General features: G+C 43.6%; 12 protein-coding genes. 3 read left to right on the top strand and 9 right to left on the bottom strand.

The features are described from left to right. Positions 1 to 132 precede the first annotated feature (132 nt). Together ruvA and sprA are read left to right on the top strand one after the other, a co-directional pair. Entirely contained in the window at positions 133 to 714 is a 582-nt protein-coding gene (ruvA, locus tag BQ8014_RS17735) for a Holliday junction branch migration protein RuvA (RefSeq protein WP_080905524.1), read from the top strand. After that, positions 714 to 8,153, top strand: coding sequence for a T9SS outer membrane translocon Sov/SprA (gene sprA, locus BQ8014_RS17740; protein WP_080905525.1), 7,440 nt, complete (start codon positions 714 to 716; stop codon positions 8,151 to 8,153). The genes ruvA and sprA overlap by 1 nt, the downstream gene beginning before the upstream one ends. Before the next feature lie 36 nt (positions 8,154 to 8,189). Here sprA and BQ8014_RS17745 read toward each other — a convergent pair whose 3' ends face one another. Then, a complete protein-coding gene (locus tag BQ8014_RS17745) occupies positions 8,190 to 8,891 on the bottom strand; it encodes a M48 family metallopeptidase (RefSeq protein ID WP_080905526.1) in 702 nt (233 codons plus the stop codon). A 123-nt stretch (positions 8,892 to 9,014) separates the two neighbouring features. On the opposite strand from BQ8014_RS17745, the gene BQ8014_RS17750 reads away from it, so the two are divergent. Next, positions 9,015 to 9,590, top strand: a complete 576-nt coding sequence (locus tag BQ8014_RS17750; RefSeq protein ID WP_080905527.1) for a DUF3109 family protein — start codon at positions 9,015 to 9,017, stop codon at positions 9,588 to 9,590. Here the strand turns inward: BQ8014_RS17750 and BQ8014_RS17755 are convergent. From BQ8014_RS17755 to BQ8014_RS17790, 8 genes are all read right to left on the bottom strand, one after another. Further along, positions 9,572 to 10,582: a GNAT family N-acetyltransferase gene (locus BQ8014_RS17755; RefSeq protein WP_080905528.1), complete on the bottom strand. Its 1,011-nt coding sequence runs from the start codon at positions 10,580 to 10,582 to the stop codon at positions 9,572 to 9,574. The genes BQ8014_RS17750 and BQ8014_RS17755 overlap by 19 nt on opposite strands. Continuing rightward, positions 10,579 to 11,415, bottom strand: coding sequence for a 1-acyl-sn-glycerol-3-phosphate acyltransferase (locus BQ8014_RS17760; RefSeq protein WP_080905529.1), 837 nt, complete (start codon positions 11,413 to 11,415; stop codon positions 10,579 to 10,581). The genes BQ8014_RS17755 and BQ8014_RS17760 overlap by 4 nt, the downstream gene beginning before the upstream one ends. A gap of 177 nt (positions 11,416 to 11,592) precedes the next feature. Further along, complete coding sequence (locus BQ8014_RS17765) at positions 11,593 to 13,401, bottom strand: glycoside hydrolase family 2 protein (protein WP_234998085.1); 1,809 nt, start codon at positions 13,399 to 13,401, stop codon at positions 11,593 to 11,595. Between the two features lie 105 nt (positions 13,402 to 13,506). Next, the gene (bglX, locus tag BQ8014_RS17770) at positions 13,507 to 15,750 is read right to left on the bottom strand and encodes a beta-glucosidase BglX (RefSeq protein ID WP_080905530.1); all 2,244 of its coding nucleotides are present in this window, start codon (positions 15,748 to 15,750) and stop codon (positions 13,507 to 13,509) included. A 6-nt stretch (positions 15,751 to 15,756) separates the two neighbouring features. Further along, positions 15,757 to 17,172, bottom strand: coding sequence for a hypothetical protein (locus tag BQ8014_RS17775; RefSeq protein ID WP_080905531.1), 1,416 nt, complete (start codon positions 17,170 to 17,172; stop codon positions 15,757 to 15,759). 196 nt (positions 17,173 to 17,368) lie between these two features. Then, the gene (locus tag BQ8014_RS17780; RefSeq protein WP_080905532.1) at positions 17,369 to 18,430 is read right to left on the bottom strand and encodes an endo-1,4-beta-xylanase; all 1,062 of its coding nucleotides are present in this window, start codon (positions 18,428 to 18,430) and stop codon (positions 17,369 to 17,371) included. A gap of 21 nt (positions 18,431 to 18,451) precedes the next feature. Then, on the bottom strand, positions 18,452 to 20,110 hold the full coding sequence (locus tag BQ8014_RS17785; RefSeq protein WP_080905533.1) for a RagB/SusD family nutrient uptake outer membrane protein: 1,659 nt from the start codon (positions 20,108 to 20,110) through the stop codon (positions 18,452 to 18,454). A gap of 22 nt (positions 20,111 to 20,132) precedes the next feature. Next, positions 20,133 to 23,066, bottom strand: a complete 2,934-nt coding sequence (locus BQ8014_RS17790; RefSeq protein WP_080905534.1) for a SusC/RagA family TonB-linked outer membrane protein — start codon at positions 23,064 to 23,066, stop codon at positions 20,133 to 20,135. Positions 23,067 to 23,098: the final 32 nt, after the last annotated feature.

Below are 23,098 nucleotides of genomic sequence, written 5' to 3' on the forward strand. Positions count from 1 at the left end.
TTCCGTCTCTCTTGCAGGAAGGCAGCATTTCCAACAGCAATGCTATTCTTTAGAATGTTAATTCTTTGCTTCCGGTATACGCTTTTCCCTATTTCTTCGTTATAGTTACGTATTTCTAATTAGAAACTTGCGATGATTGAATATATAAAGGGTGAAATTGTAGAACTTTCGCCTACGCGAATGGTCATGGAATGTGCTGGAATAGGGTATGAATTGAACATTTCCTTAAGTACATACAGCGCCTTCAATGGAAAGCCGGAGGGGCGGATTTATGTCTATGAGGTGATTCGTGAAGACGCTCACTTGCTCTTCGGATTTGCGACAAAAGAAGAGCGCGAACTCTTTTTATTACTGACTTCCGTATCCGGCGTGGGCCCGAATACCGCCCGGATGATCCTCTCGTCCATTCCTCCCGTTGAGTTAGTCCAAGTCATTGCGTCCAATAACGAAAATGTACTCAAAAGCGTAAAAGGGATCGGGTTGAAGACGGCACAACGGATTCTGGTCGACCTGAAAAATAAGGTAAAACTAACCGGAGTAGCTACGGAACCAAGAGGAATCCCATCGGAGGATATACAGGAAGAAGCAATAGCCGCTTTATTAATGCTGGGCTTCCAGAAAGCAGCCTCACAAAAAGTGGTAGCAACCATTTGTAAAAATTCGCCGACACTGCCGGTCGAACAAGTGATCAAGAGCGCACTCAGAATGCTTTAATGAAGAACTATTTAAAACATATCTCCTCATTGATCGTACTTCTTTATGCGGTCGTACTTTATTCATCCGGCGCCGGACAAACGCAGCCGGATCGCCCGCTCTCCGTATCCCAAGTGCAGGAACCGGAAGATACGATCCCTAAGAGCCGGTATCCGGTTCAAAAGACCATTCCGGAAAATGTCAAAGACTTGAATAAGCCTTACCCGCTGGATTTACGTAACCCGGAAAATGTCAAAACCAGTATCGAATATGACCTGAAAACCGGACTTTACATTATCCGCACCAAAATGGGAGATTCCGAGTTGGAAACGCCAATAACGCTGACACCGGAAGAGTTTCAGAGTTACAGCCTGAAAGAATCGATGCGCTCTTACTTCAAAAGCAAAAACGACGAGAACTATCAGGCGGAATTAAATAAGGAAACCAACCTGTCCAATATTCAGTTCGAACTGGGGGCGGCTGAACGGATCTTCGGCCCCGGAGGCGTCCGGGTAACCACGCAAGGTTCGGCGGATATTACGATGGGGCTGAAAACAAACAAAACAGATAACCCTACTCTCCCGGAACGCTCGCGGAACCGTACCTTCTTCAATTTCGATGAGAATGTCCAATTGAATATGCAAGCCAAAGTGGGTTCCAAGGTTAATTTCGGGATGAATTATAATACGGAAACGTCTTTCGACTTCGACTCAAAGAAGTTGAATCTGGCCTATACCGGCGAAGAGGATGAAATCATCAAGACGCTGGAAGCCGGGAATGTAAGCATGACAACCGGCAATTCCCTGATCAACGGCGGAGCAGCCCTTTTCGGTATGAAAGCCGACTTGCAATTCGGGAAGCTCCGGGTGAATACGCTTTTCGCCCAACAGCAATCGGAATCCCGAACTGTCCAGTCGAAAGGCGGCGTACAGACAAAAGATTTCGAATTGACAATCGATCAGTACGATGAGAACCGGCATTTTTTCCTTTCCCACTATTTCCGGGATATATACAATCAGGCGCTTTCGGCATTGCCGCTCATCCAATCGGCGGTAAAAATCAACCGGATCGAGGTATGGATTACCAATAAGCGGAGCAACTACGACCAGTCACGCAATATCGTGGCTTTTTCCGATTTGGGAGAAGCCGAGCATATCAGCAATCCGGCCGTACAGCCCAGCGCTTCCCTGAAGATCCCCGTTAACGATGCCAACACACTCTACTCCCAATTAACCGGGGCAGGAAGCGTTTATGCCGGTGCGAGGGACATAAGTAAAGTAACGGCCGCATTCAGCGACGGCATTTACAATGGCGGGGTAGATTACGAAAAAGTGGAGAGCGCCCGTTTGCTGGATCAATCGGAATACTCTCTGAACTCCGAATTGGGTTACATCTCGCTTAAAACACAATTGCAACCGGATGAAGTGCTCGGGGTCGCTTTCGATTACACCTACCGGGGAACGGTTTACCAGGTGGGCGAGTTTTCCTCCGACAATACCCAAAACACGACATCCAGCTTGTATGTGAAGCTCCTGAAAGGGACGACTTTGTCTCCCGCAATGCCTTTCTGGAATTTGATGATGAAGAATATATACGCCTTGCCTAATGCATTTTCCGTACAAAAGGAAAAGTTTAAGTTGGAAGTGCTCTACCAAAGCGATACGACCGGAACTTATGTCAATTATATCTCCGAAGGAAATATCAAGGAAAAAACACTGCTGCGCGTTATGAGATTAGACCGCCTGGATGCGCAGAACGAACCCTATCCCGACGGAATCTTCGACTTTATCAGCGGCTATACCATTCTGGCGGATAACGGTCGCATCATCTTTCCGGTCACGGAACCCTTCGGTTCATACTTGAGGCAACAAATAGGGAATGACGCCGTCGCGAATAAGTATGTCTTCGAGGAATTATACGACTCGACGTTGACTTACGCAAGGCAGATTGCCGAAAAGAATAAATTCTTGCTCCGGGGGGAATATAAGGCCTCTTCCGGATCGGAAATACAGTTAGGCTCGACCAATGTCGCCCGGGGATCCGTAAAAGTAACCGCCGGAGGCGTTTTACTGGCGGAGAACACAGACTATACGGTAGATTATACATCGGGAGTCGTAACTATTCTGAATGAAGCTATTGTCTCGGCAGGAACACCCATCAGCGTATCATTGGAAAACCAGTCGAATTTCAATATGCAGCGGAAAACAATGATGGGATTGGATCTTAACTATCAGTTTTCACCGAACTTCAATGTCGGAGCTACGCTGATGCATCTCTCCGAAATGCCGCTGACTACCAAAACCGCTTTCGGCGACGAGTCGGTAAAAAATACCTTATGGGGATTCAACATGGCCTATAAGGGAGAAAGCCAATGGCTGACCAATATGTTGGACAAACTGCCTTTACTGGAGTTGAGTAAGCCGAGCCAGATCTCCTTCAGTGCCGAATTCGCCAATTTGATTGCCGGGCATTACGAGAATGAGACGACAGGGAAATATTCCTATCTGGACGACTTCGAATCGACGCAAAGCGGATTTGACTTATTAAACCCCTATCCATGGACCCTGGCCAGTGTTCCTTCGGAAGGAGGCAAAGGAGGCATGTTCCCGGAATCCAGCCTGATCAATGACATTAATTACGGGAAAAACCGGGCTTTGCTGGCCTGGTATTATATCGACGGGATATTTACCCGTCCGAAGTCCTCTCTCCGTCCTTCGTATATGACATCTGACGACCTGTCGAACCATTACGTACGCGCGGTTCCCTATAGCGAATTGTTTCCCAACAAGGATATCGGTTATAATGAAAATAACTTGATCTCGGTCTTGAACCTGGCTTATTATCCCAACGAACGCGGACCTTATAACCTGGATGCCGAAAATATCAATACGGACGGCACGTTACTCAACCCGGAACAGCGTTTCGGAGGAATCATGCGAAAGATCGACCAAAGCGACTTTGAAACGGCCAATATCGAATATATCGAATTCTGGTTAATGGATCCGTTCATTTACGATACGAATGCCGAGGGCGGGGATTTATACTTCAACCTGGGAGAAGTATCGGAAGATATTTTGAAAGATGGGAAGAAGTTCTTTGAAAACGGGCTTCCGATCGACGGAGACCGGAGCAAAGTCGATTCCACGGCCTGGGGATTTGTCCCGAAGCAGCAAAGTACGGTATATGCCTTTGACAACACCTCCGGAGCGCGCGAGAAACAGGATGTAGGCTTCAATGGCCTTTCCGCTCAGGAAGAGTTGGAGTTTCCGACCTATCAGAATTTCGTCACCCAATTGAGAAGCAAGTTATCCTCGAGTGTTATCACACAAATGGAAGAGGATGCCTATTCCCCCTTAAGGAATCCGGGCAGTGATTTATTCCACTATTACCGGGGATCGGATCTCGACCAACAGAAGGCGGATATCCTTACTCGCTACAAGCGATATAATGGCACCGAAGGCAATTCAAAAGACGTAGAGTCGTCCAATGAGAGCTATTCGACCTCATCCCGTACTATTCCGGATGTCGAAGATTTGAATCAGGATAATACGTTGAATGAAAACGAGAAATATTTCGAATATAAAATATCGCTCCGCCCGAAAGACTTGTCCGTAGGCGGAAACCATATCGTCGATATGCAACGCCGCGCCGTCAAGTTGGCCAACGGAACGACCGACACCGTCACCTGGTACCAGTTCAAAGTACCGGTAAAGGAGTATGAGCGGGCGATCGGAGGGATCAGCGACTTCAAAACGATCCGTTTCATGCGCCTGTTCATGACCCGATTCAAGGATCCGACGGTCTTGCGTTTCGGAACCTTCCAATTGGTACGGGGCGAATGGCGTTCCTATACGCGGGATCTCTCCAACCCGAACATGCCGTCCTCCGGACACGGGACGTTAGATGTTTCGTCTGTCAACATCGAAGAGAACAACGAACGCACGCCGGTTAACTATGTCCTTCCTCCAGGCGTCAGCCGTATGTTGGATCCGGGGCAACCGCAACTGCGCCAGCAGAACGAACAAGCGCTTTCGATGAAAATAAACAATCTGGATCCATTGGATGCGCGGGCAGTCTATAAAACGACCTACTATGACCTCAGGATGTACAAACGCTTGCAAATGTTCGTACATGCAGAGAAATTCATCAATGACGTAACCGATTTGTCCAATGGCGACCTGTCCGTCTTTATCCGTCTGGGTTCGGATACGAAAAACAATTATTACGAATACGAAGTACCTTTGTCGCTGACTCCCCACCGGAGTTACAACACTTATCTGACAGCCGACCAGCAGGCGGTTTGGCCGGAAGACAACATGATCAATTTTGCGATGGAAGTGTTGACCGATCTGAAGCTGAACCGGAACAAGGCGAAACGGGAAGGCGTTCCCGGCGTTAACTTCCAGACTATTTATTCGGAATACGATCCGTCGAACACGAAAAACAAAGTGAGCATCATCGGTAACCCCAGCCTGTCTGAAGTTAAAACCATTATGATCGGAGTACGCAACAATTCGAAAGACGTCAAGAGCGGGGAAGTTTGGGTAAATGAACTTCGTCTGACCGACTTTGACGAGGCGGGAGGCTGGGCAGCCCGTTCCAATTTGAATATCGCCTTATCCGATTTAGGAACGGTAAACGTGGGAGGCCATATCGAAACGGCCGGATTCGGCGCCCTCGACCAATCCGTCGCCGAACGCCGCATGGAAGACTTCAGACAATACAATGTGGCCACGACAATCGAACTCGGTAAATTCTTTCCCGAAAAGACTCAGGTGAGCCTCCCGTTATATTATGCCTATTCCAAGGATACCTATTCCCCGAAATACAATCCGTTGGATCAGGATATCAAACTGAAGGATGCATTGGATATTCTGGAAACAAAGGCCGAAAAAGATTCCATCCGGAATTTAGCCAATGACCAGACGACAACCACCAGTTTCGCACTCAACAATGTACGCGTCAATATCAAGAGCAAAAATCCAATGCCTTATGATCCGGCCAATTTTGTATTCGGTTATTCTTACAGCCAAACGCAAAAGAAGAATCCAGAAACGGAGTACGAAACGACCAAAGACCAAAGGGGCAATTTCGGTTATAGTTACTCGCCTTACGCAAAGCCGCTCCAACCGTTTGCCAACATGAAGAACAGCGCCGGAGCCCGCAGATACCTCAAGCAATTCTCCATGAATTATTTACCATCGAATATCAGCTTCCGTTCGGATATGATACGGAACTATTACGAAATACAGCTAAGGGATCTGAGCGGAAGCGGGCAAAGCAAACTTCTACCCTCTTTCAGCGAAACCTTCCTTTGGGATCGCCAGATCGGAATCAATTGGAATATAACCAATAACCTTCAGTTCTCTTACCAATCCAATACAAATGCCAGAATCGAAACTCCTCATGTGCAGGTAAACAAGGAATTGAACCCGGACGATTACCAGGTATGGAAAGATTCGGTACAACAAAGCATCCGCAACTTGGGAACTCCGTGGACCTACGACCAAACATTTAATGCGACATTCAATATTCCTTTCCAATATTTCCCCTTCCTCGACTGGGCAAACGGCTCCCTAACCTATAACGCACAGTACAACTGGGAGCGCGGCGCCTTGCTGGAATCCGAAATACAGGCCGAATTAGGTAACACGATCAAGAACCAGCGACAATTCAATTTCCAGGGTAATTTCAACCTGCTGTCTTTATATAACAAGAATCTCTATCTGAGAAAGGTAAACCAAAAGTTCACCGCGGCGACTACCCAGAACCGGCAGCGCCCGCAACCGGCACAGAAAGCTAAGCCGAAACTGGAAAAAGAAGTTCAACTGAGCATGGACAGCGCTACGGTTGTCGTCCACAATATGATGTCGAAAAAACTCCGTATCGTAGCGAAAAGAGAAGACGGGCGGACGTATCGGATAAACTTCAAACCGGTAGACTTTGCACGTATCCGCATCTTGAACAAAGACACCGTAAAACTGAAACTGAGCATAGTCGAAGGCCCGCCTCCTTCGGAAACCTTCCTGACCGAAGCGGCCGAGTATTCTTCCCGCTTTGCCATGATGCTAAGACGATTGAATGTACAATATACGCTGACCGACGGGATGATGCTGCCCGGCTTCCGCCCGAATATCGGAGACTGGTTCGGACAGGGTTCGACAGCCGCCGGCACGGCTCCGGGGGTGGGCTTCGCTTTCGGGCAAGTAGACCGCGGGTACATAGACCGGGCTTATGACCAGGGATGGTTGGTCATCGACGAAAACCTGACCACTCCAGCCATGATCAACAAATCCAAAACGTTCTCCATCCGCGCCAGCCTGGAACCGGCCATGGGATTAAAAATCGACCTGAATGCCAACCGGCAAGATACACGGGATACGGAAATCTATTTCATGAATGACGGTATGCCGGAACAATACGGCGGAAGTTTCACCATGACGACAATCACACTCGGAACCGCTTTCCAAAGCTCCGGGGATCTGGTAAACAATTATCATTCCGACGCTTTTGAGAAGTTCCGCGCGAACCGCAGTATCATTGCCGATCGCATCCGCAACCGATATATCGGAACGAACTATCCGACAACCGGATTTTTCCAAAGTTCGTCCGATGCCGGGAAACCTTTCGACCCGGAGCGCTCGGTCATCAGCGAAAATTCGGTGGATGTATTGATTCCTGCTTTTCTTGCCGCCTATACCGGAAAAAACGCAGGAAGCGTATCCTTATCGCCTTTCCCCTCTATCGCCAGCCTGCTCCCGAACTGGAGGATCACTTATGACGGATTGGGACGCTTGGAAATGGTAAGGAAATATTTCAAGAATGTCACGCTCAATCACCAGTACACCTCTTTATACCGGGTGGGAACTTTCTCTTCCTTCCTCAACTGGGTGGATGCCAACTTGGATGGTTTGGGATATGTGCGCAGCGTAGCAAGCGGAAATCCAACGCCCTCTTCCCCTTACGACATTTCGGCCGTCAGCCTGACCGAGTCCTTCACTCCCTTATTCGGAGTGGATGCCACTTTATTGAATGACGTGACTACCTCTTTCAAGCTCCAGCGGACCCGCAACTTAAACCTGAATATTTCTTCATTCCAACTGGTAGAGTCACTCTCAAACGATGTGGTTCTCGGCTTGGGGTATAAGTATGCCGACTTTAATAAGGTGCTGAAGATGAAAAAGAAAAACGATTTCAGCAACGACCTGACCGTAAGGCTGGATTTCTCCTACCGGAAGATGCAATCACTGATCCGTAAAATAGAAGATGCAACAACCCAGGCAACGAGCGGAAATATCGCAAAGACGCTGCAATTTTCGGCGGACTACGCTTTCAGCAAATCGCTCACGCTCCGCGGTTTCTATGACCTGCAGATCAACGAACCGCTGGTATCCAGCGCCGCCTATCCTACGTCCAACTCCAGTTACGGAGTCAGTCTCCGGATTTCATTGACACAATAAAAAAGAAATTTCAAAAAGGAAGAAGTAATTTCCGGGTCAAAGCATGTGGTAACTTTTCAATTCGTCGCGCAGCTGGCGGGCTTTTCCGTCGGTTACCTGAGCCATCAAATTCCAGAAACGTTCGCTATGGTTCATCTCCACCGTATGGCAAAGTTCATGCAGCAATACATAATCAATCAAATGCCAGGGAAGCAGAAGAAGGGAAAGGGAGAGGTTGATGCTTTTGCGCGGCGTGCAACTCCCCCAATGCGTCCGGCTGTTGTTGATTTTCACCTCTATACAGGTAAAGTGGTATTGCGCGGCAAAAGCCATCAAACGTTGCGGTAAAAGTCGTTTTGCCTCATGCCTCAGGGCGCGTTCCAACATGCTCCGGAGCACTCGCTGCACCTCCTCTTTCTCGAAAGGGGTCCCTTCGGGACAGGCGATCTGCAGTTCCTTGTTTTTCAAGCTTAAATAGAAATTATCACGCTTTGTGCAATAAATGCGGACACCAAAGGTTGCCGTCTGCAAGGAGGTCTGTTCGTTCAATAGCTCCGGCTCCGGATGGCGCTGAAGGGCTTTTTTGATTTTAGGGCGTTGCTCCCGGATAAATGCCAACATCCGCTCCTCCTCTCCTGTCCGTTCGGGCAGGATCGCAATGACTTTCCCCTTCGAAATCTTAATCGTATAATGTTTGGCCCGGGGACTGCGGCGAAGGACAACCTCGCCTAATTCCGCATCTTGAACTATTTTATCCATTTCAATGCTAAAGATAAGCAGAATCCGTTTCCAAAGGAAAAAACCGACATCTTTTCCCGGAAAATCCGCTCTTTTTACCTAAGTTTGCGCCCGGTTTGGTTACCGACTACAATAGCATAGAAAATGATTCAAATTGACGATACCTTAATTAGCCTTGATTTACTCGAAAGGCATTTCATATGCGACTTGGGAATATGCAAGGGCGCCTGCTGTATCGAAGGGGAATCCGGCGCTCCGTTGGAAGAGGAAGAGTTGCCTTTGCTGGAAGAAGCATTGCCCGAAGTATGGGACGACCTGTCTCCAGAAGCGCAGGCAATCATTGAGGAACAAGGGGTAGCTTACGTGGATTCGGACGGTGACTTAGTCACCTCCATCGTAAATGGAAAAGATTGTGTTTTCACCTGTTATGATTCGGACGGCACGTGCAAATGTGCAATCGAGAAAGCGTATCGTGAAGGGCGCGTCCGGTTTTACAAACCGATCTCCTGCCATCTTTACCCGGTGCGTATCACGAAGTATGCCGGTTTCACAGCCGTCAATTATCATCGTTGGGATATATGCAAGGCGGCAGAACTGCTGGGAGCCCGCGAAAAACTTCCTCTCTACCGTTTTTTACGCGAGCCGCTGGTCCGGAGGTTCGGTGAAGAGTGGTATCATGCTTTGAGCGAATGCGCCGCCGCTTACAACGCGGAGGGATAAACAATCATGCAGGCCGGTTTCCTTATCACCTGCCCATTCGCTCTTTTTTCCTTTAATTCCTTCAGATAGGTTTCGATATGGCGCTTCTTCTTTTCTTCCAGAATTTCATTGATGGCAATCAGGATTCCCGTTTCTTCCACATCGCCGAACTCTCCATTGATCGACGTCCCGAAGGTACGCATCTTCGGCGAAAGGCTCATATAGGCGTTCACCAAAGGAGGAACATTGATTCCGAACTTACGGACTTCCTGATTTAACACCTTATAATTGTCTTTAAAGTTATCGTAGTGAAACAGTGCTTTCATTTTTTCCAGATTGCTTTGTACATCCAGGGGACAGATTGGAATAACCAGTCCTTCCGGATCCGGGAAATGCAACTGAAGGAAATACAGGATCATGTTCCGCGCTTCCTGATTATAAGTATTGTACATCGTAACTTTACCATAGAAGTATTTCAGTGTAGGATCGATGACGGTCAAAGCGCCCAGTCCGTCCCAAAGGTTATCCAGGATGAAGATTCCTTTGGATCGCCCCAGTGTCGCCTGGTAATCAAGCGAAACGAAAGAACGCCCCAGTTCTACGGTATAAGGTAAATAGTTTTCTATAAATTCTTTCGAAAAGTTAAAGAGGTGGGAAGTAGCCAGAAGCGGTTTGCCGTACGGATCGAATCGTACATCCGTGCCGCATAAGAAACGGTAGCCGCCCAAGATCTGCTCGTCGGAGGGGCTCCAGACAATTAATTGCCGATAACCTCCTTCCATTGTATCGAATTCGTCAATATCACAGGCCAATCCGGTTCCCCCTCCGTAGTAGCGGAATGCGATTTCGCGTAAACGTCCTACTTCCTGCATTATATGGGGGGAGTCTTTCGCCGTTACAATATAAATTTCGTTGTCCGACTTGTTCGTCTTCCGTAATTTCTTCTCCGGAGTCAGTTCCTCCTTCAACAATTGCCGGGAAACCGGCTGGATTATTTCTTCACTCTGTATCATCCTTTTGAAAGTTTATAGACCTTGTCTTTAACCCATTCTGCCCACTCCTCCGGTTTGCGGCTTTTGTCGAAAGACTGCCAGGGAATAGGCCGGCCAAAATAAATTCGAAACGTTTTATGCTTGCTACGAAACATCTCATCGGAAAGATAGATCATCTCAAGGTTCACCCGGATACCCAATCGTTTCCGAAGGTTAGCTAACCGATAGAAGAAATCTGAATTCCGTCCTTCAAAATAGACAGGAACAATATCCCGCTGATGCACCACCGCTTTCTGAATAAATGACTTTTTCCAATCCAAGTCCCGTATTTGCCCTTTTTGCTTTCTCGAGCAAAGACCGGCTGGAAAGGTGATTACCTGATTATCCGAAGCATAGGTCTCTTCCATCTGAATCGCAGCTTCCCTGCCCTGTCTACCGTGCTTGTTGATCGGTACAAAAATCGAACGAAGATTCGGGATAAACAACAGCAAGTCGTTGACCGGATATTTTATTTTCCCATAAAACCGTTCGCCGAGAACAGCCGATAGACAGATACCGTCCAAACCTCCCAATGGATGATTAGACGCAAACAGGTATCTCCCACCGTTATCCTCCGGGATATTTTCCGCATTCACCAACTCCAGCGTCAAGTCGAAATAATGGATCAGTTCCTGCATAAAAGCGACGCCGTCCTTATCCTTATATCGATTCAATATCTCATTCAGTTCATCCTGATGTACGATACGGATCAGATAATTAATAAGAAAGGCAGGCATAATCCCGGCAAGAGAAGGTGCTTTCTGTAATAGTACGTGCCTTAAATCAATCCACTTTTTATTATCAGCCTGTTCCATTCATTATAAATTCACCTCCTATTGAGATGCAAATATAAAGTTTATAATAATAGGTCTTCCGTAATCCGGTTTCTTTTTTGTGAAGATTCTACCAGGAATAAGCGATGTCTATACTTCTGTGCTAAGTGTTCAAATACCGGATTAAGTAATATGTTATCTCTTTTGTCATTTATACAGTTATTTATATTCCGCTTCTTTTTTCTTATAGTAATCCTGCATTACATAGAATGCCTTTTTCTTGATTCCCCAGCTTGATATAAGACCTTTACGATTAAAGAAGTCCTGGATACCGGGAAGTTGTCGGCGAGGAGACCTGAAATCAACCAAGATCCATGGCGATAAACCCGATAATCCGTCGATCTTTTCCAACATTTCCAAATTACGTATATATAATTCCTCTTGATATTCCTCGGTCCATCTTTCTGTTTTATCCCCATGGAGACCTTGCAAAGCACTACCCCCGAATTCACTTATTATCACAGGCTTATCATAAGGTATTTCCCATTTCATCAGATGAGCTGCTTCATTAGATGCGCGATACCAGCCAATGTATTGATTAAAGCTAATGACATCTACATATTCATTCATATTGTCCACAAGTTTATTCAAGTTATCCGGCGCTTTTGTAACTTCCATAGCCATACTAATCAAACGTGTATTATCTTGCTGACGTGCATATTTCGATAAATCGCTCAGGAATTTATCACGTGCATCACTATGCGGTGTTTCATTTGCGATCGACCATATAATAACAGCAGAACGGTTTTTATCCCGATAGATCATATCATGTAATTGTTTTTCTGCATTTTGATAAGTCGCAGGATTCTCCCACGATATTGTCCAATAAACGGGGATCTCCGACCAAACCATTAATCCCATTTTTTCGGCTTCACGAACCATTATTTCATTATGGGGATAGTGAGCAAGGCGTACATAATTACATCCCATTTCCTTTGCCCAAGTCAAAAGGGTCTTAGCATCTTCTTTTGACCAAGCCCGTCCGCGTTCGTATGGAGCCTCTTCATGAATACTTATCCCGCGAAGAAATACATGCTTACCATTGAGAAGGATTTGTTTCCCTTTTGTCTCAATTCTACGAAAGCCTATCTGATCCTTGATTTCACTATTTTCCTCGTTGATTACGATATCATACAGTTTAGGATTTTCAGGAGACCAATAGACTAATTTGGCTTTTGATTCGAAGGCAGCTCTGCCCTGGGCATCTGTTATCAGTTGTTGTTTTATCTTCAATTCGGGAATCTCGACAATGATCCCCTGGCCCGCTGTTTGAGCATTTAATTGTATCCAGCCTGAAATGGTATCTTTTGAACCTTTTTTCAATTGTATCGAATAATCTTCAACATATAGATCCGGAACCTGAACGATCATTACATCACGTGTAATGCCTCCATAATTCCACCAGTCCATGTTCACCGTCGGTACATTATCTTTTGCCCGCTTGTTATCAACTTTTACCACGACAAAATTATCTCCGTTTTTGACCACATCCGTTATATCGAAATTGAATGGAGTATATCCACCGATATGCTCCCCGACTTTCTTCCCGTTTACATAAACTTTTGCATCATAGTTGGCGGCTCCGAAATAAAGGATGTCTCTTTGTCCTGTTCTTTTCGTGTATTTAAAGTCTTTTTTAAACCACACTGTTCCTTCATAGAAATACAATTGCCTGTCTCTTGTGTTCCAGTCTCCGGGAATATTCATCAAAGGTGATGTATCCAGGTTATATTCGACCAGATCGGAAGGAGATTTCGCCTTTTTATTTTCAAAAAAACCATTCTTTTCAAAAGGTTTCAAACGATAATCATAATAGCCGTTTTCCAGAGGGTCTACGACGTAGTTCCATTTCCCGTTAAGACTGATCGGCTGACGGGCATATATATTAGACACCAAAGGTATTTCTTTAGCATAAAGATTACCTAATGTAAAAAGCAGGATAAATACAAAAAGAGTTCGTTTCATCATATCTATATCGTTTTAATGTTCTATTTTTTATTTACTGTGAAAAATGGAGCCTGAAGTTCCGGCAATGTACTATGAGTCTATAAATGTAACCGAAAATTCCCATCTTTATTTAACGGTAAATCTTCTTGTTAATAGATCGACACTATTACCACCAACCATAACATCGAATTTCCCGGGTTCGACCACTTTTTTCATTTCATAATTCCAGAATGCTAATTTTTGTATCGGTAAGTCAAATGTTACAACCTGTTGCTCTCCCGGTTTCAAGGTGACTCTTTTAAAGTCTTTGAGCTCTTTCACAAGAGGTGCTATCGATGCCGCTATATCCGAAGTATATAGCTGAACCACTTCACATCCTTCTCTTTTCCCCGTATTCTTTAAAGCAACACTCACCTGAAGTACCTCATCCTTAGATAAAATATCTTTAGATAAAGTCAGGTCAGAATATTCAAAGGTGGTATAAGAAAGTCCATAACCGAAATCAAAAAGGGCATCGAAACCGGCGTCCAGATAATAAGAAGTATTGCCTAAGGAAGATTGTTTAGCCTCCGAAGGAATATCATCCAATAATACTTCATTTTTCTTTGCAGGTCGCCCTATTTTTTCATGGCTATAATAAAGAGGTATTTGCCCCACATAGCGAGGAATAGTTACAGGGAGTTTCCCGCTTGGATATGACTTGCCAAATAAAATACCGGCAAGAGCCGGCCCTCCCATTGTTCCAGGATGCCAGGCGTATAGCACAGCATCCGACAGATCAAGCTCTTTAGCGATAGTCAGGGGCCGTCCTGCCATGATAACCGTTACAATCGGCTTTCCTGTTTTACTAAGTTCCGACAGTAATTCCGATTGCGCACCTACAAGATCCAACCCGGCAAGGGAATGGGCTTCTCCTGATAGAATAGATTCTTCTCCAACAAACAGAAGTATGACATCCGATTTGAGAGCAGCTTCTATGGCTTTCGGAAATTTGGTTTTGTCTTTATCCCTGCTAAAAGCGAGTGTCTGTTCATATATGAAATTTACATTTTTGCCGAATTGTTTCTTCAAGGCCTCCAGCGGAGTTTGGGTATATTCTTTTTCTCCGTCGAAGCACCATGTACCCATCTGATCATGAGGGGCATCAGCCAAAGGGCCGATTACGGCAACAGTCTTAATATCATTACCAAGAGGAAGAATATCCTGCTCGTTTTTCAAAAGGACGAAAGATTCTTCAGCGGCTTTCTTCGCGGCCTTTAAATGTTCAGCCGCATATATTTTCCGTTCCGGCCGGAGATCCGTATAGGGATTGTCAAAAAGTCCGAGCTTATATTTTAATCTTAAAATATTCCTTACAGCGTTGTTAATCGTTTCTTCAGACACGGCTCCTTCTTTCACTAATTGTTCCAGATGGTCGATGAAACAACCGGAAACCATCTCTATTTCCAACCCTGCATTAGCCGCTTTTTTTGCCGCCTCTTTCTTATCTTCACAGAAACCTTGGGTAACCATAATACTGACTGATGCCCAGTCGGAGACGACTACCCCATCGAACTTCCATTCTTTCCGCAGCAGATCCGTTAATAAAAATTTGCTTGCACTGGGCGGTATCCCGTTATTAGAATTGAAAGAAGTCATAATCGTGGCGCACCCGGCTTCTTGAATCGACCGTTCGAAAGGAGGTAAATAAACATTACGCAACTGCCTTTCGGGTATATTGGAGATATTATAATCGCGTCCGCCTTCCACCGCGCCGTATCCTATAAAATGTTTGGCACAAGCAGCAATAGATGACGGATCCGACAAATCTTTACCCTGAAAACCTTTAACCATAGCCACAGCCATGACCTCGGACAAATAAGTATCTTCCCCGAAACTTTCGGCAATACGTCCCCAGCGGGGATCGCGGGAGATATCCATCATAGGAGCAAAAGTCCAGCGGATGCCATTCTCCGATGCTTCAACCGCAGCAACACGAGCCCCTTCTTCCACTATTTCCGGATTAAAAGAAGCTGCTTGTCCTAACGGGATCGGGAAAATTGTTTTGAATCCATGTATGACATCTCTTGCAAAAAGAAGGGGAATACCCAATTGGGAACTATCCACAGCTGCTTTTTGCAGCTGATTCAGGAGAACCGGATCTTCAGCATTTAAAATAGAACCGACCTCTCCGTTCCTGATTTGCTGATAAAGTTTTCCATCCGGTTTACGTGCATTTACCTGATTCATCTGTCCGATTTTCTGACGCAAAGTCATCTTCGACAGCATCTTCTCGATCCGGTTCTCCAAATTGTCTTGAGCAGAAAGATAACCAAACATCCCACAAAACACGAATAGACTGCAAATCCTTAAAGACAATCTTTTCATCATATACTATTATTTATCAAAATACTTAATCAAGTTATAAGTATTCCTATTTATCTGTTTCATCTGTTCCAGTAAATCTGAATAGGGCTTATAATACCTGTCGACCACCCCTTTATTCGAATCCCTGTTTGACGGATCGGTTGTCAGATCATCCGGATCGTTATCCATATATTTAAACCAATGCCAACCAACACAATTCTTATTTTCAATAAGTCCTAAAGTGAAATTTTGATAAAAAAGACCTCGGTCGTATTGTGTATGGACCAGCCATCCGGCCCCGGTATTATTCGGTAAATCAGAGTCTTCCGCTTTTGTATACCATTCTGTGATAATAAACGGTTTATTAGCCCATTCCCCCCAATGGTCCAGTAATTCCTGGTCCGGTTCCCATTTACGATAGTGATTGATAGATACAATATCCATATATTTCCCTGCTACTTCGAAAATAGCAGGATTAGTCAACTCCTGTTTTCTTTTATCTTGATTGAACCGGCATCCCAGATACAAATGGTTAGGGTCCGCCTTTCTAAGAGCACCCGTAACTTTCTTCATATAAGTTTCAAAATAGAAAGCCGTAAAGGCTGCTCTGTCGTCATCATTTATTTCTTCAACAGAAGCATTTCTTCCTTTACGTTCGTCAAACCATTTCCTGGCTGCTATATACCCTTGTTCTTTCTTTCCTAATTTTGCCAGGTGTCTATCCAAAGCATCAAAGACCCAAGGCAATTCATTATCGGTAAAGTAACCTAACAAATACTTATCATTTTTATATTTAGAGACGGGTTCAATGGTCTGTTCCACATACGCATCAAATTCTTTGTCAAAGACCATTACCAAGTCGAACCGATAGCCCTGCCAACCGGCTTCTTCATATTTACCTTTAAATTTCTTTAAATGCTCTTTTTTATAAGCGCCCATTGGTGAGACGATTATAGTATAGACCAACGGTTTTTCCACCCGGCGTACCATATCGACATTGGTCCACGCTCCTGTTCCATTAAACCCACAACCTTCCAACAAACCGCTTTCCGTATTCACCCAATTCTCCATAGTACCAAACTTATCGTCGAAAGCTTTTTTTTGTTTTTCTGATTTACCCGGATTAAACGCGACGACTGCTTTATGTATAAAAGGATAACCTTCAGGATCTATTATCCACCAGCGTCCATCCACTTTCTCTGTGCGGAAGAATCCCGTAGCATCTTTTCGCCACTCCTTCCATCCTCCATATCCGGAAGTATGCGGCTCTTTCTCCTGTTTAAATCCAGCTAATCCATCGATAGTCCGAACCGGATATTTTTGCCAAACAGTATCTTTGTTATCCCTGCGGGATTCCACGAACAACGCCGGACGTTCTAATTTGGTTTGACAAGAAATAAAGATTCCCACGATCAGAAAACAGACGGTCCTGACTAAATATTTCATGCTGTTATTTAATTAAAAGATTCAAAAAAAGAAAATAAGGGCGTGTCAAAAGCCATTCGCTTATTGACTGAAAAATGATAACTATGAATGAACGCAGTCATAGTTATGAATCCATTCGTTCATAGTTATGACTGCGCGCAGTCATAACTATGAATTTTTTACAGCATTTCCTTGTGACACACCCCATTTTCACTATCTATTTGTAAACTCCTTGCAAAATACCCTCATAAGCCGGCTTTCTTTCAAAATTATTGTTGAAAGGCAGAGCCCAATCCGGATTATTACTTAACCAAGAACTTGGATCATGAACTCCCCACATGGTCACGCCGAATTGTTGATCCTGAGGAATATCCATCATCGCTTTCATCACAGCCCTATAACTGTCTTTTTGTTTAAGAGCCAGGTCGGTTGTAAATGTTATATTCTTTTTTTCGGGATTGACGGCGACATCTAATTCAGATACATGTACCTTCAGTTTAGTAATTGCAGCAGCCGTTATGGCATAACGAAGATCGTCTACCGAACGGTTTATATTCGTATGCATTTGTAATCCTATTCCATGTATAGGCACACCCTTTTTAGCCAGGCTGTCAGCGATATAATTCACGGCATATCTCCGCGTATCACTATATTCATGCCCGTAATCATTATAAAAAAGTAGTGCATCAGGATCAGCTTCATGGGCATACCGAAAAGCCAATTCAATATATTCGGGACCGATTTTTTGCAACCAAATACAATCACGAAGTTCACCTTGGTCATCTATTATCTCGTTAACGACATCCCATGAGGTAACTTTACCCTTATATCGTCCGACAACATCCTGAATATACTCTTTCATGATTGTTTTCCATTCTTCAGTATTACCTGAAAAGTCCGAGATCCAGCCAGGAGTATGTTTATACCAAATCAAGGTATGGCCATGCACACGCATATTATTTTCCTGGGCAAAGTTCACCAGATAATCAGCGTCTTCAAAGTTATATTGTCTGCGTCCTTCGCTTATTGTATTCATTTTCATTGCATTTTCAGCCGTAACACTGCTCATCTCTTTTATAACGGCGTTGCGGTATTCCGAATTATTTTTTAATGTGTTTACATTAATAGCAGCTCCGATAGGATAAGGCGCCTGACGCAAATTCTCTATATGAGCCGTTGGAGGTTCAATAATACCGTTGTCCGAATTAAATTCCTCTTTGTCACAAGAAGAGAAAATAAATACCCAAAAGAACGGTATATAGATGAATATTTTATCCATAAATTATCTCTTGTTGAATAATTAATTATATCCGGGATTTTGCTCCATCTTTTTACCTGTATTAGCTTCGATTACTATCTGCGGGAAAGGTAACAACACATGGTAGTCTTGTATACCGGCTACGCCATTTCTTTCTCCGGAAGCAATATGATTATATTTACGGGTACGCTCGATAAGTTTACCCGTACGGAGAAGGGTTTCACGACGATTCTCTTCAGTTACCAGTTCGCGGGCTCTTTCGTCAAGAATATAATCAAGCGTAACTTGATTTGCACTGATTGGAGTCGCATTCGAACGCTTTCTTATTTCGTTGATATAGAATGCAGCCCCATCCGCTTCACTATTCTTGCCTTGCACATGCAACGCTTCGGCAAGCAACAGGTACGTATCAGCCAACCTTAAATAGGTTTGATCTGCAAAAGAATAAGACTCTCCGTAGCGGGCAGGATCGTTAAAAGTCCAATCCCACTTACGGGTACTTGCCCATTTGTGATTATTGGTTGTCATTTTCGATTTATCCATATCGCACAGGATCGTTTCTCCATTTCTGGTTACGTATGATTTACGGATAGCATATTCGCTGAACCGGTCATCTTTATCTTCATAAATCGAAAACACCCATGCAGTAATTGCTGCACGCCCGATGCCACGCCCTCCATATTCCGGAGAGTAAGCGACATTCAAATTATTGTATGCGGAGACCCATGTGCGCCTCATCGTATTCGAATATCGACCGAGCAAATTATCTACTTCGGAATTCGGAAATACCCAGAGAGCTTCCGTATTTCCCTCGGTTGGCAAAATATTACCATCATAGAACTGATCCATAAACGGACAACCCGGTTCGTTTTTTTTCACTCCGTAACGCTCTGTGATCAACTTATAATTAGGATTATCTATAACAGCTCTTGCCTTTATCTCGGCCTGGGCAGGTTTATTTTGCCATAAATAGAGTTCGGCCAAATAATGCTGTGCAATAACTCTTGACAAACGTGTAACATCTTTGGAATTATCAGGCAACCATTCTTCGGCAAACAACAAATCTTCCTCGATCAGTTCTTGTATCTCTTCTACAGAATTTCTTTCCCAATCGTCACGATAGTTTTCTCCTGTAATTTCATCTACGCTTTTTGGAACAGATCCGAACGTCATTATCAGATGACGGTATGCCCAAGCTCTTATCAGTTTGGCATGAGCAATTATCTCATTCTTGTTCGCTTCATCCATTTCGGGAGTTCCTCCCATCCAGTCCAAATCCGGCTCAGCAGCCCTGGAGATAATTAAATTAGCAGAATTGATGCATCTATACAAAATAAGAAATATACCCGGACGCCCACTTGGATCGGTCACATCTCCATTCAGGAATTGCATTGTTGAATTAAGATCCGCCGTTGTATATTGATTCAAACCTCTAATCCAGGATAGTTCCGTGTTAGCCCAACCGATATCGGTGCCTATTTTCCATATAACTCCCAACTCGGCCGATTGTATAGGCTCCCGACGTTCATTCCGCGGAAAATGCAGCAAAGCGTATTTTGCTGATAGAAAACCGTTGTAATCGTTAAATAAATTATCCGCATAGGTTTCATCCTTCGCTTTTTCCTCCAGGAAACTGTCACTACAGTTTGTATATGAAATTAAAAGGAATGCCAGTAATATTATGTTGGTTATCTTTTTCATATTGATATTGTGTTTTTTAAGATTATAAACCTAATCTGAAGCCAAATAAAAACGTTCTGGTTTGAGGAACTCCATAATCCGAATCAAACTCCGGATCAAGTCCTATATAGTCCGTCAATGTAAATATATTTTTAACGTTTCCGAATAATTCAAGTTTGGATATTCCCAATTTTGCTGTAATTGACTTGGGTAAAGAATAGCCTAAGGAAATATCACTTAAACGTATATATGAAGCATCATTAGTTTTTCCAAAATAATTCAAACCATATGGATTTGAATCATCCCTATTAGCCGGATAGGTATTCAGCTTATTTTCAGGCGTCCACCATTCCCGTTGGCGAATATTGGCTTTCCCATCAAAATAAGTATTCATATATTCCGTGTAACGGGTAATTCCATGTACCGCATTGAAGAAGAAACTCAATGTAATATCTTTGTATGTAAAAGTATTCATTAATCCTATTCTATAATCCGGATCTTTACGTCCTATTATATGCATATCATCAGTCGTTATTTTCCCATCACCATTATGGTCTTTAACTTTAACATCTCCCGGACGGGCTTCAGGCATATGCGAATTCAATATATCATCCGTTTCCTGCCAGATTCCATCAAACTCATAGGAATAGATGATACCAATAGGTTCACCAATAAACCATCTGCTTGCGACATTATCAACGGCTTTTCCATCTTCATCAAATAAGCCTACATCGACAATTTTGTTTTTACTCTGTGAAATATTAAAATCAGTACGCCAGGTAAAATCATCAGTTTTAATGTTTAATGTAGATAAAGAAAATTCAAAACCTCTACTTTCCGTTTTACCGATGTTTTGGCGAATTGAATTAACCCCATTGATTTGAGGAATCTTTTTATATAATAATAAATCAAATGTGTTAGCGAAAAAAGCATCGAACGAACCGAATAGCCGCCCTTTTAAAAAAGAATAATCCCATCCGACATTGAATTGGCGAGTCGTCTCCCAACTCAAAGTCGGGTCTGCCAGTTTATTCGGATAGAATCCGACAAGAGTAGTACCCTCATTATTCAAATAATATTCATTAGACATAGTAGGCATGGTTTCATAGGCATTGATCGCTTGATTTCCGTTTTCACCGTATGACAGACGAAGTTTTGATCGATCAAGCCAATCAATTGATTTCATAAATGACTCACGCTCCATATTCCATCCTAACGCAACAGAAGGAAATGTTCCGTACTTATTATTAGCGCCAAACGATGAGAAGCCATCGCGACGAAGAGAAAATGTAAACAAGTACGTTCCATCATAATTGTAATTTATCCTGAACAATTGGGATAACGCTGTTTCTTTATTATATGTATCACTCGGCGTAAGGGTGGTCGCCAGTTTAAACTGATAATAGGTCATATAATCCCCGATAAATCCGACTCCTGTATTATCATGATACTTGGTAACATATTCACGAGAAGTATATACTCCGGTTAAATCAAGCCCATGGACCCCAAACTGATGGTTATAGTTTAATATATTTTCGATCGACCAGTCTTGTTTGTATTGATTATTTACCGTGGCAACACCTTTTTTACTTTTGCCTTCGAGTGTAGCTGTTGACGATTTGTATGTTTCTATTAAACGCGAACGGAAATTGTATCCCCCTATCGTTTTAAAAGACAAACCTTTCAGGAAAGGAAAATCAATTTGTAGATAATTGATTGTATTTATACTTCGGGCAACATCTTCTTTTTGAATATTTAAACCTTCCAACGGATTCGTAACACCCATGTCGTCGATATTAGGCTGGAGTTTAATATTACCATTCTCATCATATGGGGACGTAAGAGGATTCATTTTCATAGCATTACTTATGTTCGCTTTTTCCCCGGGCCGATCGTGATATCCCAAAATAGTATTAGTACCATATTTTAACCAGGAAGTTACTTCTGTATCCAAGTTTAAACGTAATATATAACGATTGAACTCATCGTTTTTGGCAACCCCTTTAACTTGTGATACATTTCCGGATATATAATATCTTGTTTTATCCGCTCCTCCGGATACAGCCAGGTTATATTCCTGACTAATACCCGTTCGCATCGCATGATCAAGCCAATCTGTATTCACCCCTTTCTCGAATTGTTCCGTTTCGAAAGAACTCACACCCGTACGTTCTTTTTTAAAATTGTAGAATTGTGTTGCATCCATCATATCCGGACGCTGTATGATATTCGTTATCCCAATTGTAGAATTGAATGCAACATGAGTCTTGCCCGAAGCTCCCTTTTTAGACGTTATAAGCAAAACTCCACCGGCGGCTCTTGCTCCGTATATCGCGGCGGATGATGCATCTTTCAAAACTTCAATCGACTCAATATCATTTGGATTAATTTCAGAAAGAAAACCCTCATATTGTATTCCATCTAAAACGATTAAAGGACCAGCATCCGCATTAATTGAGTTTTGCGCCCTTATTCTCATTTTAGTACTTCCTTCCGCACTGGTTCCGGTATTAACAATGTTTAAGCCGGGAAGTTTGCCTTGTAAGGATTGTACAATGTTTACATTAGGCATATTTTCCAAATCTGCTGGTTTTACAGACATGACAGAGCCTGTTACATCTCTTCTCTTCTGTACTCCATAACCGATGACAACCACTTCATCCAACACTTGGCTATCCTCTTTCATTACAACATTGATAACATGATTAGTCCCAATGGGAATTGTTTGAGTCTTAAAACCCATATAGGTAAAAGAGAGAGAGGAAGAAGCAGGTGCATCTATAGCGTAATGTCCGTCAATATCCGTTATAGTACCTGCATTTTGGCCTACAACCGTTATTGTTACACCCACTAAAGGTTCACCACTCTCATCAGTTACTGTTCCGTTTATTGGATTTTTGTTTGTCTGAGCATTAATTACCGTTGTCGTAATTAATAGCAAAAAGAGTAGAATTAGACTTTTCTTTTTTTTCTGCATGGCGATTAGATTTAATTAATATTAGCTGGACA

This window comes from Parabacteroides sp. Marseille-P3160 (assembly GCF_900162725.1).
In the GTDB taxonomy this organism is placed as follows: Bacteria; Bacteroidota; Bacteroidia; order Bacteroidales; family Tannerellaceae; genus Marseille-P3160.

Excerpts from the sequence above, each read along its gene's own strand:
- ruvA (WP_080905524.1), top strand. The coding sequence starts at position 133 with ATGATTGAATATATAAAGGGTGAAATTGTAGAACTTTCGCCTACGCGA.
- sprA (WP_080905525.1), top strand. The coding sequence starts at position 714 with ATGAAGAACTATTTAAAACATATCTCCTCATTGATCGTACTTCTTTAT.
- BQ8014_RS17745 (WP_080905526.1), bottom strand. The coding sequence starts at position 8,891 with ATGGATAAAATAGTTCAAGATGCGGAATTAGGCGAGGTTGTCCTTCGC.
- BQ8014_RS17750 (WP_080905527.1), top strand. The coding sequence starts at position 9,015 with ATGATTCAAATTGACGATACCTTAATTAGCCTTGATTTACTCGAAAGG.
- BQ8014_RS17755 (WP_080905528.1), bottom strand. The coding sequence starts at position 10,582 with ATGATACAGAGTGAAGAAATAATCCAGCCGGTTTCCCGGCAATTGTTG.
- BQ8014_RS17760 (WP_080905529.1), bottom strand. The coding sequence starts at position 11,415 with ATGGAACAGGCTGATAATAAAAAGTGGATTGATTTAAGGCACGTACTA.
- BQ8014_RS17765 (WP_234998085.1), bottom strand. The coding sequence starts at position 13,401 with ATGATGAAACGAACTCTTTTTGTATTTATCCTGCTTTTTACATTAGGT.
- bglX (WP_080905530.1), bottom strand. The coding sequence starts at position 15,750 with ATGATGAAAAGATTGTCTTTAAGGATTTGCAGTCTATTCGTGTTTTGT.
- BQ8014_RS17775 (WP_080905531.1), bottom strand. The coding sequence starts at position 17,172 with ATGAAATATTTAGTCAGGACCGTCTGTTTTCTGATCGTGGGAATCTTT.
- BQ8014_RS17780 (WP_080905532.1), bottom strand. The coding sequence starts at position 18,430 with ATGGATAAAATATTCATCTATATACCGTTCTTTTGGGTATTTATTTTC.
- BQ8014_RS17785 (WP_080905533.1), bottom strand. The coding sequence starts at position 20,110 with ATGAAAAAGATAACCAACATAATATTACTGGCATTCCTTTTAATTTCA.
- BQ8014_RS17790 (WP_080905534.1), bottom strand. The coding sequence starts at position 23,066 with ATGCAGAAAAAAAAGAAAAGTCTAATTCTACTCTTTTTGCTATTAATT.